This window comes from Egibacter rhizosphaerae (assembly GCF_004322855.1).
Taxonomy (GTDB): Bacteria; Actinomycetota; Nitriliruptoria; order Euzebyales; family Egibacteraceae; genus Egibacter; species Egibacter rhizosphaerae.
On record NZ_CP036402.1, the window covers coordinates 428,084 to 440,161 of the forward strand.

Consider the following 12,078-nt stretch of genomic DNA (forward strand, 5'->3'; position numbering starts at 1 on the left):
CTCGTGCGGATGCGCCCCTGCTCAGGCGCGGTGGATGGCGATGTCGCCGAAAGACGTGCGGGCGCGGATCTCGGCGGTCGCCCCGTCGTCCCCGGGCCCGTGCGCGTCGTCGAGGTCCCGGGTGATCCGCCCGAAGCGCGAGTGTGCGTCGACCCAGGCGGCGGTGCCCGCGTGAATTCCCACGTCGACCTGGCCGGAGCCCGTCGCGAGGTTGATCCTGCCGCCGGTCACCTCGCCCACGCTGATCGCGCCGTTCGCGGTCCTGGCTTCGATCGGCCCGTGGGTCCGGCCGATGGTGATGTCGCTGTTGGACGAGCGGACCCGCAGCTCGCCGGTGACCTCACCGATCCAGGTGCGGCCGTTGAGGTTCTTCACCTCGGCCTCGCCCTGGACCGCGGTGATGCGCACCTCGCCGGCAGCGACGACCGTCACCCGTCCGCCGGCACGACCGAGCGTCACGGCGCCGGCGCGTGTCTCGAGCCGGGCCGGGCCGGTGTCGTCGCACCGGATCTCGCCGTTCGTCTTGACGCGGACCTCGCCGAGACGACCGTCGGCACGAACGTCGCCGACCTGTGCGTCCACCTCGACGTCCGAGCCCGCAGGCAGCTCGATCACGACCGACACCCATCCCGAACGGGAGCTCGGTCCGACGAGCTTGCCGAGACCACTGGGAGCGTGACCGCGGACCGCGAGCCCGTCGCTGTCGTGCTCGATGCGGGTCTTCTCGGCCGCCTCAACATCGGCTTCGCGCGTGCGGTCGCTCGGGTTCACGGTGACGACGGTGTCCGTCCGGTCGCTCGCGATCAGGTGGACCGCACCGAGCGCGACGTCGATCACCGCGGTGATCGGCTCGGGCGTGTGGAACGTCTGCATGGCGCTCCCTTCGGGCGTGCAGGGCGGGGGCGGTGTGTGGCGCCGGCTCGGTGGCGGGTGGAGTGGCGGAGGCCCGCTACCGAACCCAGCCGGTGAAGCGCTGGCCGCCGCTGGCGCCCCCGGGCCGGGCGTGCTGACTCCGCCGCTCCCCGGCGTCGAGCGCCGCAGCCGCCGCGCGGACCAGCCAGGCGTTGAGGGACAGCCCTTCGGCGCGGGCTGCTTCCTCCATGCGGGCCTTGAGCGTCTCGGGGAGGCGGAGGTTGAGCCGTGCCGTGCCCCCCTCGTCGGCGAAGGCGTCCCGTCCGGCCACGCCGAGCGCCAGCCCTCCCGGCTCGGAGCCCGCCCGGTCGGCGTCGTCGCTGGCGGAGACGTCGGCTCCCTCGGCGGACGGGGGCAGCGTCACCACGAAGTCGGGCTCGCGGCCGCGTAGGCGGACCTCCACCGAGCCCGGGGCGAGCTCGACGGTGATCTCCTCGGTGGCAGCGGTCAGCGCCTCGAGGAGCACGAGCTGCGCGGCCGACTCGAGTGGCGCGGAGAGCCGGTCCGCAAGCGCGCGGGCCTCGTCACCACCGGCTTCGGCGGCCACGGCCAGGTCACGGCGCAAACGGTCGATGTACGGAGTGAGATCCATGGCGGCAGTATGGCACCGGTACGGCACCACGGCAAGTGCCATCTTGGCTCAAGTGACACAGACGCCACACCGGCGCAGGCCGCGCGCATAAATCCCTTGACATGCAAGTGACTGCTTGCGTAATCTTGCCGTGTGACCGACGTGTTCAAGGCCCTGGCCGACGAGACCCGCCGTCTGATCCTCGACGAACTGGCCACCCGCGACGGACAAACCTTGTTCGAGATCTGCTCCCTGCTCATCGCCCGGCACGGCATCAACTCCAGCCGGCAGGCGATCTCGCAGCACCTCACCGTGCTCGAGTCCGCTGGCCTGGTCACGGTGCAGTGGCGTGGGCGCTCGAAGCTCCACTACCTCAACCGCGAACCCCTCGCCGACCTCACCCAGCGGTGGCTGAACCCCGGAAAGGACGCCTCATGAAGATCCACCTCACCAGCGTCTTCGTCGACGATCAGCGGGCAGCCCTCGACTTCTACACCGACGTCCTCGGCTTCCAAGCCCACCACGACATCCCCATCGGCGACGACGCCTGGTGGCTGACGGTCGTGTCACCCGAACAGCCCGACGGTGCGCAGCTGCTCTTGGAGCCCGCGGGCCATCCCGCCGTCAAGCCGTACCGAGACGCCCTCGTCGAGGACGGCATCCCACTGGCGCAGTTCGGCGTGGACGACGTCCAGTCCGAGTACGAACGGCTCACCGAGCGCGGCGTCGAGTTCACCCAACCCCCGACCGATCTCGGCAACGTCACGATGGCCGTGTTCGACGACACCTGCGGCAACCTCATCCAGATCGTCGACCGTTGGTGACCCGCCCGTGCCCACCCGGGACTGCGCACTCCCGCCCGCGAGGCGCGCTTCGGGCTACGGCTCCTCGTGCTGACCGAAGAGTGCGTAGATCACCGCGCCGAACATGAGTCCGATGGCCGCGCCAATCGCGATAGCCGGCCCGATGTGGTCCGTCACGGTGATCCCCAGCATGCCGAGGAGCGCGCCGAAGGTGGGTCCCAGAGCTATCGCCATCACGGGACTGAAGCCGTTTCCGTCCCCCTCCTCGTCCCCATCCTCGCTCATCGCAGATCAACGCTACCTCGTCTTGCTGCCGCGCTCACCAGGGACCGACAATCGCTCGCCAACAGACGTCTCGGGTGCTGGCCTCCGGCGAGGACACCCCAGGGCTGAGGGAGCGCATGCACCTGCCGGCAGCCGCTCGCCACGTCCTCGCCTGGCTGCGCGCGTCGCTGCCTGCGACCCGCAGGCGGCTCGCCGCGCAGGACGTGATGCTGCTGGCGGCGGGCCTCAGCTTCTGGGCGGCCTGGCTCGGCGGCTGGGTCGTCCTCGCCGTGACCTACCGGGCGTTCACGCCCGTGCCCGTCGCGCTCGGCCCGCTGCTCGTCGCCTCGGGCGCGACCGGCAGCTTCCTCGCGGGCATGTCGCTGGGCTGGGTGCTGCTGCTCGAGATCGGCGTCGAGGTGGGCCGGGCCTACGGCGGCTCCGAGGAGCTCGGCGCGGCCGTGCTCTTCCTCCTCTACCTGTTCCTGGTCCAGCTCACCTGTCTCGTCGGCTACTCGTGGGCCCTCGACCTGCACCGACCCGTCCGGGGCGCGCAATGACCTAACCTGCGCCCACAGCCGCCGCACGAGACCTGTTCACCTTCCATCACGTCAACGTCGAACGTGACGGCACCGCCGTGCTCACCGACGTGTGCGCACAGGTGCCGGCGTCCGGCATCACCGTGGTGATCGGCCCGTCCGGGGCGGGCAAGTCGACGCTGTTGCGCCTGTGCAACCGGCTGGACGTGCCCACCACCGGAACGGTGACCTATCGCGGCGCCGACCTCGCAGGTCTCGACCCGCTTGAGCTCCGCCGCCGCGTCGGCATGGTCTTCCAGACGCCGACGCCGTTCGCCGGCACGGTCCGCGACAACCTCGTCGTCGCCGCGCCCGCCGGCGACGACGACCGGTTCGCCGCCGCGTTGACCGCCGCCGCACTCGACCCTGCGTTGCTCGACCGGGACGCCGACAGCCTCTCGGGCGGCGAAGCCCAACGCGCCTGCCTGGCACGCACGCTCGTGGCCGACTGCGAGGCGCTGTTGCTCGACGAGCCGACCTCCGCGCTGGACGCCGCCCCCAAGCACGCGTTCGAGCGTCTCGCGGTCGACTTGGCGGCCCGGGGGACGCCGATGCTGTGGGTCACCCACGAGCTCGCGCAGTTGCAACGCATCGCCGACGGCGTGCTCGCCCTCGTCGACGGAGCGCTGGTCCACGCGGGCACCCCCGAAGGACTCCGCGACGTCGCCGAGCTCGACACCTTCCTCTCCGATGGAGGAGCATCATGATGGGGCAGGGAGACGTCACTGCGCTCGGCCTGCTCGCCTCGCTGGCCCTCGTCGCCGTCGCCGTCGGCATCTCCGGCTGGCAGCGTCTCGGCCTCGAACGGCGCATCGCCTGGTCCGCGGCCCGCGCGATGGTTCAGCTGCTGCTGGTCGGCGGCACGCTGGCGGTGGTGCTCGACCCCGACCGGTCGCTGGCGTGGTCGTGGCTGTGGGTCGCCGCGATGACGGCCTACGCCGGTCCTCGCCGGCGTCCATCCCGTCGACGCCGTCCTCGTCCAGGCCGTCGTCATGTTCCTCGTCCTCGGCGCTGTCGCCACCACCAGCGCGATCGTCGGACTCGGCCTCACCCGCCGCCTGTTCACCCCCGACCACCGCCTCCAACCCCTCCCCCGACCGTCGGAGACCTGAGCGCTCAATGGGGCTCGCACCCAGGCCAGAAGCCCGGTGAGCGCCCTCAGATCACCGCTGTGCCTGATGATCTCCATCCGCCCGCGACACCGCGGTGGCACGCGGGCTGGACAACGTCACCTTGGCGGTGCTGGACGCCGCGCGACTCGCCGAGGTCGAGCAGCCGGGCGGAGCCGACCTCTCGTACCTGAGGCAGCGCCTGCCAAGGGCGTCCCGAGGGCACGCGGCGCCGTGCTCTGCGACAATGGCGCCATGGACGACCAGCGGGCGGAGCGGCTCCGCGCGGCCCTCGCGCTGCACGAGGACGGCGTCGCCATGATGCGCCAGAACCTCCGCCGCCGTTGTCCAGACGCGTCGGCAGAGGAGATCGACCGGCGCCTGGCGGCCTGGCTCCGGGAACGCCCGGGCGCCGAACACGGGGACGGCTCCGGCACACCGGTCACGCTGCGGATCAACGAGTGAGTGACCTGCAGCGCACCCTCCGCGACCTCGTTGACCGGCTCCGGGAGGCGGGCGTGCATCTCGCGCTCGTCGGGGGCCTCGCCGTGTCGGCCCACACCGAACCCCGCTTCACCCGTGACGTCGATCTGGCCGTCGCCGTCGCCGACGACACGGCCGCGGAAGAAGTCGTGCGCCGGCTGGTGCCGCCCTACGTGCTGCTGGCCTCCCTCGAGCACGACTCGCTGGAGCGACTGGCCGCGGTCCGGCTCGGTTCGGAACCCGGCCACGAAACGGCGGTCGCGGACCTGCTGTTCGCCTCCTCCGGCATCGAGCAGGAACTGACCGACGATGCCGAAGCGCTCGAGGTCTTCCCCGGCCTGATCGTTCCGGTCGCCCGCATCGGCCACCTCCTGGCCCTGAAGCTGCTGTCGCGCGAGGCACAGCGCCCTCAGGACGACGTGGATCTCGTCGCGCTCCTCGGCGTCGCCGACGGGGAAGAGCGAGCCCGGGCAACGGACGCGCTTCACCGAATCGTCCAGCGTGGGACCCATCGGGGCCGTGACCTCCTGGCCGCGTGGGAGGAGCTGGTGAACGCACACCATCGGGGCGACACGGCAGCCGGCGCGGACGGATAGCCCCGTCGACCGGGCCGCGGCCATTCGCCTCACCGGCTACGAGTCGCGCCTTCCAGCCGGCGACCTCGTCCAGCTGCTGCGTCACGGGTGATGGGCACCTACGAACCCGCCGGCCGGGTCGAGACGGACTCGGAGCGAGTGGGCCAAGCAACGAGCGTGCTCGCGCCGGCCCGCTTCGACATCGCCGAGCGGCGCGTCGTGGCTACTGCCGTGGTGGGAGCGCCACCGAGGGAGCTGGGCTGGTCACGGGCGCGTCCCAGTCGATGTGGTGGTCCCACTGCCACCGGAACGGGTCCCGGCCACCTCGGAACATCGCGCGCATCGCCAGCGGCATGAACAGGTCGCGGGTGACGCGCCCGAACGCGCCGGCCGTCTTGCCCTGGCCGTTGCGGCGGCCCTGAGCGACGACGGACTCCACGCGGTCGCGGCGCAATTGCTCGTAGCGCTCGAACGCCCGGGGGATGGCCGGCACGTCACGCAGACACTGGGCGAGGACGACCGCGTCCTCGATGGCCATGGAGGCGCCCTGCCCGGCCGAGGGGGACACGGCATGGGCCGCGTCGCCGATGATGATCATCCGCTCGGGTGCCACGTCGGCACCGACGGCATGTCGTAGGTGACCCAGCCGGCGAAGATGCGGTCGGTGTGCTCGATCGCCCCGATCGCGGGCGTGCGGTCCTCGGCGAACAGCTCCATGAGGTGGCTGCGCCACTCGTCGGGTGAGATCGCCGCGAGCTCGCCGGGTGCAGGCTCGACCGCGCGCGGGGGGTTGGCGAACCACCAGATCGTCCCGTCCGGTGCCTTGACGTGGCCGAAGAAGCAGCGCTTACCGAAGACGAGGTGGGTCACGCCCGGCTCCGTGTCGAGGTCGAGCCCGCGGGCGTACCCCCCGGTGTTGAGGAATCCGACGTAGCTCGCCTCGGGGGCGGACGCGTCGATGGCCCGCCGGGTGGCGGACCCGATCCCGTCAGCGCCGACCAGCAGGTCCGCCTCGGCGGTGCTCCCATCGGCGAACACCGCCCGCACCCCCTCGGAGGTCGCACGGGCGTCGACCAGCCGTTGGCCGTGCTCGATGCGGATGCCGCGCTGCTCGCCCTGCTCACGCAGCGCGGCGCACAAGTCGGGGCGGGCGATCGTGATCGCGCGCGTCCCGTCCGGCAGCGTCCCGCCGTTCGGGAAATCGGCCAGCACCCGGCCGTTGCCGTTGGCGATCACCATCCGTGGCGTGGCGAACCCCCGGTCGAGCACCGGCGCGTCCATGTCGACCGCGCGGAGCGCGTCGATGCCGTTGAGCCCGAGACCGAGGAACGCGCCCACGTCCTCGGCACTGTCGGCGTACGCCTCGTACACCACCGCCTCGATGCCGGCTCGGCGCAGCGCCTCGGCTGCGACGGGTCCGGCGACCCCTCCCCCGATCACCAGCGCGGTGCGGTCCTGTCCCATGTCGCCCTCCCTTGCGTTCGGTGTCGACACCGATAGTCCGCAAGAAGTCGGGCGCCGTCGTCCGCCGAGCGTCGCGATCCGGCTCCGTCAATGGGCGTACCGCCGCGTCGAGGAGGTGCCGCTGGCGGGGTACGCGACCACGCAGCCGGCGTCCCGCCGGCTCGACCCCCACCCGGCTCGACCCCACCCGGCTCGACCCCACCCGGCTCGACCCCACCCGGGGGAGCTAGCCTCGCCCGACCAGGCCGGTCTCGAAGGCGATCACGACGAGCTGTGCACGGTCACGGGCATCGAGCTTGCTCATGGCTCGACTGACGTGCGTCTTCGCCGTGGCCGGACTCATGAACAGTCGCTGGCCGACCTCGTCGTTGGTCAACCCTTCCGCGACCAGAGCGAGCACGTCGCGCTCCCGCGCGGTGAGCCGGTCGAGCCGCTCGGGCTCGGTGGGGCGCTGGTCAGCGGCGCGAGCGAACTGCGCGATCACCCGTCGGGTCACGCTCGGCGACAACAGCGCCTGCCCCGACCTGACCACGTGAACGGCCTGGCGCAGCTCCGCGGGGTCGGTCTCCTTGAGCAAGAAGCCGCTCGCCCCGGCGCGCAACGCGTCGAACACGTAGTCGTCCACCTCGAACGTGGTCAGCACCACGACCTTGCTCGCCTCGGTGCGCGGGTCCGCGAGGATGCGACGCGTGGCCTCGAGCCCGTCCATGAGCGGCATGCGCACGTCCATCAGCACGACGTCGGGCATCAGCCGTCGCGCCAGGTCGACGGCCTCCTGCCCATCGCCGGCCTCCCCGACCACCTCGATGCCCTCGTCGCGTTCGAGGATCAGCCGAAACCCGGCGCGCACGAGCGTCTGGTCATCGGCCAGCAGGACCCGCACCGGTTCGCTCGAGGCGGTCACCGCGTCAGCTCCCCGACCGGCAGGTCCGCCCCGACGCGAAACCCTCCCTGGGCCCGCGGACCCGCGCGCAACCAGCCACCGACCGCCTCTGCGCGTTCGCGCATTCCCTGCAACCCGAAGCCCGGCTGGCTGACCGCGGCAGTGCCGCACCCGTCATCGTCGATCGTCACCACGAGGGTGTCGCCCTCACGCGCAACGACGACAGTCGCGGTGGCCGCACCGGCATGGCGCACCACGTTGGTCAGCGCCTCCTGGACCAGTCGGTAAGCGGTCAGCTCCGCGGCGGCCGGCAACGGCCGCTCACCCGCCTCGACGTGCAGCGCGACGGTCAGGCCCGCATGCTCCACCGACTCGATCAGCGGCGGCAGATCCACGAGTCCAGGGGTGGGAGCGAGCCCGGAGCGTTGGTCGCCGTCGCGCAGGACGCTGACGGTCGCCCGCAGCTCCGACATCGCTTGGCGGGTGCTGCCCCGAATCGTCGCCACGGCGGTGCGGGCAGCCTCCGGCCGTTCGTCGAGGCTGTCCGCCGCCGCGCCGGCCTGCACCGTCACGGTGCTGAGGGTGTGCGCCATCACGTCGTGGAGCTCACGAGCGATGCGGAGACGCTCGTCGAGCACACGCCGCTGCGCGTCCCGCTCGCGCTCCTCCTCCGCGTGACGAAGCCGCGCCGCGGCCTCCCCCCGCAGTGCACGGCGGCTGGACACCGCATCACCGAGCAACGCGACGAGCACGAACAACGCCGAGTTCAACGCGATCGTCACGAGCGGGTCGCCCTCGACCAGCGCCCGGTACACCGAGCCAACCCCCGCGAACAGCCCGACCGCCGACCACGTCCAAGCTTGTCGCCCCGCCGCTGCCGCCGCGTAGATCGCGGCCATCAGAACCACCGTCGGCGGGCCACCGGGGTAGCCCAACGCGAACGACATCAGGGCCACCACAGCGACCGCGGCGAGAACCGCCACGGGCTGGCGGCGCCGCAGGAGCAGCAACGCAGACCCCCCAGCCAGAAGCCCATAGGCGCCGACGTCGACCGCCCGGACCGCAGGCTCGTCGGACAACGCCAGCGAAGCGAAGGCGACCGCGCACACCCCCGTCGCGAACCCGACATCGGGCACCCACGACCTCGCCCGACCGCCCGCGCGGCGATATCGCCGGTACCGGCCCACCACGCCGCGCACCCCGTCACGGACAGACGCCATGGGCCCGGTTCCTCCTCCTCCGACGCCGCTGATGGTACGCAGCATTCCGCCCCGCCCGCGTCGGCCGTCCAGCGTGACCGCGGTACGCGCCTCGTCGCAGACCACCGGCACGCGACTACCCCAGAGGGCGTAGACCCGCTCGTGCCCAACCTTGCGATGGCCCCTCGCCAGAGGGGCGGACACCCCCGAGAGCCGCCGCCAACCCCGCCGCCGTCGACCACGACGAGGCCTCTCCCGCCGGCCGCGAGAAGGCGGTTGGAGCGTCGACGGCCCGACAGTGGGTACATGGCCGGCGCATCGCAGGACCGACCGACACCAACCCGAGCGATTGTGAGGTAGGCCATGACCACCCCCACCCACACCACCGAGCGTGTCGCGTGCATCACCGGGGCCGCGTCCGGCATCGGCGCGAGCATCGCCCGCCGACTCGCCGAAGACGGCCTGCACGTCGCTCTCAATGACCTCCCCGACCAACGTGAGGCGCTCGACGACCTCGCCGCCGAGGTCCAGTCACGCGGGGTCCGGGCCACCGTGGTGCCCGGCGATATCTCCGAGGCCGGCGGTCCCGACGACGTGGTCGCGCGGCTCGTCAGCGAGCTCGGTCAGCTCGACGTGATGGTCTCCAACGCCGGGATCGCCGAGGTGAAGCCACTGCTCGAGGTGTCCGCCGAGGACTGGGACCGCATGCTCGGCATCAACCTGCGCGGCATGTTCCTCACCTACACCGCCGCCGCGCGCCAGATGATCGAGCAGGGCCGCGGCGGCAAGATCATCGGAGCCGCATCGCTCGTCGCGCACCGGCCGTTCCCCATGCTCGGGCACTACGTCGCCTCCAAGTACGGCGTTCGCGGCCTGACCCAGAACGCCGCCGCGGAATGGGCCAAGCACGGCATCACCGTCAACGCCTACTGCCCCGGCATCGTCGACACGCCCATGTGGGACCTCATCGACGAACGCCTCGCCGAGGAGGAGGGCCTCGAGCCGGGTGAGGCGAAGCAGAAGTACACCGAGCAGATGATCTCCCTCGGACGCATGCAGCGCCCCGAGGACGTCGTCGGCTTCGTCTCCTACCTCGCCTCGCCCGACAGCGACTACATGACCGGCCAGTCGGTCATCGTCGACGGGGGCATCCACTTCGTGTGATCCCCGCCCGTCGGGCCCTCTTCGGGGTGCCCAGGCCGCGCCGGACGGTCGCGGCGCCACCGCTCAGTCGTCGAGCACGCTCGTGGCCTCTCCACTCGCTCTCGGGTACGCGCTTTGGAGTTTCGCCCAACTGGCCGCCGGGACGGGCGAAATTCGCTTCACGTTCGGCGTCTTGACAGCCTTCGGACTTCGCGGACTGTGGTTCCTCGGCCGTCAGTGGGCGAGCACGGAACCAAAGCAAACATTCGACTCCACAGGCTCGCGCTCGGTAGAGCGGTACGATTCCTGATCTTCCCGAGCACCTGTTAGTGCAGGTACCGACGCGCCGACTGTGGGCGATCCAGAGTACCGGCGCCTTCGGCGCAGGGCTGAGCGGTGGGTGCACGTTCCTGTCGGTCGGGAAGATGCCGAGAAGCGCGTGAGCACCAACGACGGTCAGCACAACCCCTGCGACGGCCGTGAGGATCTTGAGCGTTGCCGACATGGGAACCTCCTGCTCGGCGGGATGGGAGCTCGGTAAGGGGCGAGGGCGGGCTGCGCGAGCCGACCGGCTGCTGGATGTCGCAGGCGACGATCGACTAGGGGGCGCGCCCGGACGCGACGACCGTGTGTCGGACCGTGGCGTCCACGACCTCGAGCGCGTCGGCGACGGTGGCCAGGCTGGTGCCGGTCAGCAACCCGAGGCACACCCCGTCCACCACCGCGAGGACCGTGGCGAGGTGCCGCTGCCGGGGCGCGTCCCGCAGCACACCCTCCTCGGCCAGGGTTTCCAACCAGGCGTCGATCCGCTCGGCGGCGCGCGCGCTCATCGCCGCCAACGGTGCGGGGTCGGCCTCGCCCTTGCGGACGGCGTGGTGCAGCGCCAGCCACCGGTCCAGATCGTGGATGCGCTCGTCGCTCTGCGGGAGGAACTGAGCGAGACACTCGGTCAGCCGCGCCGCCGGATCGAGTCCGGCATCGGCGATGCGCAGGTCATCGAGTTGCTCGTCCATCAACGCCGCCGCCACGGCGTCGTGCAGTTCCCGCTGGGTCGGGAAGTAGTGGCGCAGCGTCGAGGCCCCGATGCCCGCCTCCGCTGCCACCGAGCGGACGCTGATCGCTGCGAGCCCTCCCCGCATCGCGATCTCGCGGGCGGCACGCAGGATCTCGGCCCGTCGCTCGGTACTCATCGCCGTCCTTCGCCGACGGTCAACTCCCGACCGTTGCCGACCATGCTAGCACAGCGTGCTAGCACAGTGTACTATCCGGACTGCGCTGTCCCGATCCCCGCCCGATCCCCGGAGGTTCCCGTGGTGGAGCAACTGCAGTCGTTCACGGAGTCCCTGCCTGAGCTGCTGGCCTGGTTCGGCGTGCTGGTCGCCGGGGCGGTGCCCTTCGTCGAGTCCTACTTCGGCTCGGTCATCGGCGTGGTCGCGGGCGTCCATCCCGCTGCCGCGATCCCCGTGGCCATCCTCGGCAACGCCGTGACCATGCTGGTGCTGGTCATGGGAGCCGGAGCGGCGCGCGGGCGCCTCGCTTCGGACGAGCCTACCGAGCCCTCGTCGCGACGACGCAAGCTCCGGCGCATGTTCGACCGCTTCGGCGTACCCGGGGTGAGCCTGCTCGGACAGTCCGTGCTCCCCAGTCAGATCACCGCGGCGGCGATGGTCTCCTTCGGCGCGAGCCGGTCGGCGGTGATCGGCTGGCAGCTGGTGTCGATCACCCTCTGGGGCGTCGCGTTCGGACTCCTAGCGGTCACCGGCATGACCGTGGCGGACCTGGGCTAGATCGCGCCGGAATCCGGATGGCGCCGGAATCTCGGGCATGTGCCCGAGGTGGCGGGGTGCCTGAGACGCGCATCGTGTTCCTCAACCGACCAGGAGCACGCCATGCACTTCATCCAGGACGAGTTGGTCAAGGTCGTCGCCGAGGAGCGGCAACAGGGCCTGCGCGCCGCCGCCGCGCGCCGCCGCGCGGCACCTGTCAGCCGGCCGGCGCCGCGCGTGGCCCTGGCCCGCGCGATGGCGCTCGGCGCGGCCTTCGCCACGGTCATCCTCGTCGTCCTCGTGACTGTGCCCGCGGCCCAGTGACGCG

General features: G+C 71.6%; 17 protein-coding genes and 1 pseudogene. 10 read left to right on the plus strand and 8 right to left on the minus strand.

The window, feature by feature from the left end; all coding sequences use genetic code 11:
• Positions 1 to 21: 21 nt before the first annotated feature.
• Complete coding sequence (locus tag ER308_RS01980) at positions 22 to 873, minus strand: DUF4097 family beta strand repeat-containing protein (protein ID WP_131153453.1); 852 nt, start codon at positions 871 to 873, stop codon at positions 22 to 24.
• Between the two features lie 76 nt (positions 874 to 949).
• Positions 950 to 1,504: a toxin-antitoxin system HicB family antitoxin gene (locus tag ER308_RS01985; RefSeq protein ID WP_131153454.1), complete on the minus strand. Its 555-nt coding sequence runs from the start codon at positions 1,502 to 1,504 to the stop codon at positions 950 to 952.
• Positions 1,505 to 1,636: 132 nt separating this feature from the next.
• Between ER308_RS01985 and ER308_RS01990 the strand changes: the two genes are divergently transcribed.
• Together ER308_RS01990 and ER308_RS01995 are read left to right on the plus strand one after the other, a co-directional pair.
• Positions 1,637 to 1,921, plus strand: a complete 285-nt coding sequence (locus tag ER308_RS01990) for an ArsR/SmtB family transcription factor (protein ID WP_131153455.1) — start codon at positions 1,637 to 1,639, stop codon at positions 1,919 to 1,921.
• Positions 1,918 to 2,307: a VOC family protein gene (locus ER308_RS01995; protein WP_131153456.1), complete on the plus strand. Its 390-nt coding sequence runs from the start codon at positions 1,918 to 1,920 to the stop codon at positions 2,305 to 2,307. Before ER308_RS01990 ends, ER308_RS01995 begins: the two co-directional genes overlap by 4 nt.
• Before the next feature lie 54 nt (positions 2,308 to 2,361).
• On the opposite strand, the gene ER308_RS02000 is transcribed toward ER308_RS01995, so the two are convergent.
• Positions 2,362 to 2,571 (minus strand): hypothetical protein, encoded by a 210-nt coding sequence (locus ER308_RS02000; RefSeq protein WP_131153457.1) that lies wholly within the window; start codon positions 2,569 to 2,571, stop codon positions 2,362 to 2,364.
• Positions 2,572 to 2,687: 116 nt separating this feature from the next.
• Between ER308_RS02000 and ER308_RS02005 the strand changes: the two genes are divergently transcribed.
• The 5 genes and pseudogenes from ER308_RS02005 (at position 2,688) to ER308_RS02025 (ending at position 5,316) form a co-directional block, all read left to right on the plus strand.
• Positions 2,688 to 3,110 (plus strand): hypothetical protein, encoded by a 423-nt coding sequence (locus ER308_RS02005; RefSeq protein WP_131153458.1) that lies wholly within the window; start codon positions 2,688 to 2,690, stop codon positions 3,108 to 3,110.
• A gap of 77 nt (positions 3,111 to 3,187) precedes the next feature.
• Positions 3,188 to 3,835, plus strand: coding sequence for an ATP-binding cassette domain-containing protein (locus ER308_RS02010; protein ID WP_205745843.1), 648 nt, complete (start codon positions 3,188 to 3,190; stop codon positions 3,833 to 3,835).
• Positions 3,835 to 4,240: pseudogene (locus ER308_RS23015) on the plus strand (ABC transporter permease). Before ER308_RS02010 ends, ER308_RS23015 begins: the two are co-directional and overlap by 1 nt.
• Positions 4,241 to 4,492: 252 nt before the next feature.
• On the plus strand, positions 4,493 to 4,702 hold the full coding sequence (locus ER308_RS02020; RefSeq protein WP_131153460.1) for a hypothetical protein: 210 nt from the start codon (positions 4,493 to 4,495) through the stop codon (positions 4,700 to 4,702).
• Complete coding sequence (locus tag ER308_RS02025; RefSeq protein WP_205745845.1) at positions 4,699 to 5,316, plus strand: nucleotidyl transferase AbiEii/AbiGii toxin family protein; 618 nt, start codon at positions 4,699 to 4,701, stop codon at positions 5,314 to 5,316. Before ER308_RS02020 ends, ER308_RS02025 begins: the two co-directional genes overlap by 4 nt.
• A 202-nt stretch (positions 5,317 to 5,518) precedes the next feature.
• Here the strand turns inward: ER308_RS02025 and ER308_RS21925 are convergent, their stop codons facing one another.
• The 4 genes from ER308_RS21925 to ER308_RS02040 form a co-directional block, all read right to left on the minus strand.
• Positions 5,519 to 5,908, minus strand: coding sequence for an FAD-dependent monooxygenase (locus tag ER308_RS21925; RefSeq protein ID WP_276319862.1), 390 nt, complete (start codon positions 5,906 to 5,908; stop codon positions 5,519 to 5,521).
• Entirely contained in the window at positions 5,890 to 6,759 is an 870-nt protein-coding gene (locus ER308_RS02030) for an FAD-dependent oxidoreductase (RefSeq protein ID WP_205745846.1), read from the minus strand. Before ER308_RS02030 ends, ER308_RS21925 begins: the two co-directional genes overlap by 19 nt.
• Before the next feature lie 226 nt (positions 6,760 to 6,985).
• On the minus strand, positions 6,986 to 7,663 hold the full coding sequence (locus tag ER308_RS02035) for a response regulator transcription factor (protein WP_240731912.1): 678 nt from the start codon (positions 7,661 to 7,663) through the stop codon (positions 6,986 to 6,988).
• Positions 7,660 to 8,862, minus strand: coding sequence for a sensor histidine kinase (locus ER308_RS02040; RefSeq protein WP_165491740.1), 1,203 nt, complete (start codon positions 8,860 to 8,862; stop codon positions 7,660 to 7,662). The genes ER308_RS02035 and ER308_RS02040 overlap by 4 nt, the downstream gene beginning before the upstream one ends.
• Before the next feature lie 342 nt (positions 8,863 to 9,204).
• On the opposite strand from ER308_RS02040, the gene ER308_RS02045 reads away from it, so the two are divergent.
• Positions 9,205 to 10,005, plus strand: a complete 801-nt coding sequence (locus ER308_RS02045) for an SDR family oxidoreductase (protein WP_131153462.1) — start codon at positions 9,205 to 9,207, stop codon at positions 10,003 to 10,005.
• Between the two features lie 578 nt (positions 10,006 to 10,583).
• Here the strand turns inward: ER308_RS02045 and ER308_RS02050 are convergent.
• Complete coding sequence (locus ER308_RS02050; protein ID WP_131153463.1) at positions 10,584 to 11,174, minus strand: TetR/AcrR family transcriptional regulator; 591 nt, start codon at positions 11,172 to 11,174, stop codon at positions 10,584 to 10,586.
• Positions 11,175 to 11,297: 123 nt separating this feature from the next.
• Between ER308_RS02050 and ER308_RS02055 the strand changes: the two genes are divergently transcribed.
• Positions 11,298 to 11,771: a hypothetical protein gene (locus ER308_RS02055; protein ID WP_240731916.1), complete on the plus strand. Its 474-nt coding sequence runs from the start codon at positions 11,298 to 11,300 to the stop codon at positions 11,769 to 11,771.
• Positions 11,772 to 11,873: 102 nt separating this feature from the next.
• The gene (locus tag ER308_RS02060; protein ID WP_131153465.1) at positions 11,874 to 12,074 is read left to right on the plus strand and encodes a hypothetical protein; all 201 of its coding nucleotides are present in this window, start codon (positions 11,874 to 11,876) and stop codon (positions 12,072 to 12,074) included.
• Positions 12,075 to 12,078: the final 4 nt, after the last annotated feature.

Excerpts from the sequence above, each read along its gene's own strand:
- ER308_RS02005 (WP_131153458.1), top strand. The coding sequence starts at position 2,688 with ATGCACCTGCCGGCAGCCGCTCGCCACGTCCTCGCCTGGCTGCGCGCG.
- ER308_RS02040 (WP_165491740.1), bottom strand. The coding sequence starts at position 8,862 with ATGGCGTCTGTCCGTGACGGGGTGCGCGGCGTGGTGGGCCGGTACCGG.
- ER308_RS02030 (WP_205745846.1), bottom strand. The coding sequence starts at position 6,759 with ATGGGACAGGACCGCACCGCGCTGGTGATCGGGGGAGGGGTCGCCGGA.
- ER308_RS02045 (WP_131153462.1), top strand. The coding sequence starts at position 9,205 with ATGACCACCCCCACCCACACCACCGAGCGTGTCGCGTGCATCACCGGG.
- ER308_RS01995 (WP_131153456.1), top strand. The coding sequence starts at position 1,918 with ATGAAGATCCACCTCACCAGCGTCTTCGTCGACGATCAGCGGGCAGCC.
- ER308_RS01980 (WP_131153453.1), bottom strand. The coding sequence starts at position 873 with ATGCAGACGTTCCACACGCCCGAGCCGATCACCGCGGTGATCGACGTC.
- ER308_RS02000 (WP_131153457.1), bottom strand. The coding sequence starts at position 2,571 with ATGAGCGAGGATGGGGACGAGGAGGGGGACGGAAACGGCTTCAGTCCC.
- ER308_RS02020 (WP_131153460.1), top strand. The coding sequence starts at position 4,493 with ATGGACGACCAGCGGGCGGAGCGGCTCCGCGCGGCCCTCGCGCTGCAC.
- ER308_RS02050 (WP_131153463.1), bottom strand. The coding sequence starts at position 11,174 with ATGAGTACCGAGCGACGGGCCGAGATCCTGCGTGCCGCCCGCGAGATC.
- ER308_RS02060 (WP_131153465.1), top strand. The coding sequence starts at position 11,874 with ATGCACTTCATCCAGGACGAGTTGGTCAAGGTCGTCGCCGAGGAGCGG.
- ER308_RS01985 (WP_131153454.1), bottom strand. The coding sequence starts at position 1,504 with ATGGATCTCACTCCGTACATCGACCGTTTGCGCCGTGACCTGGCCGTG.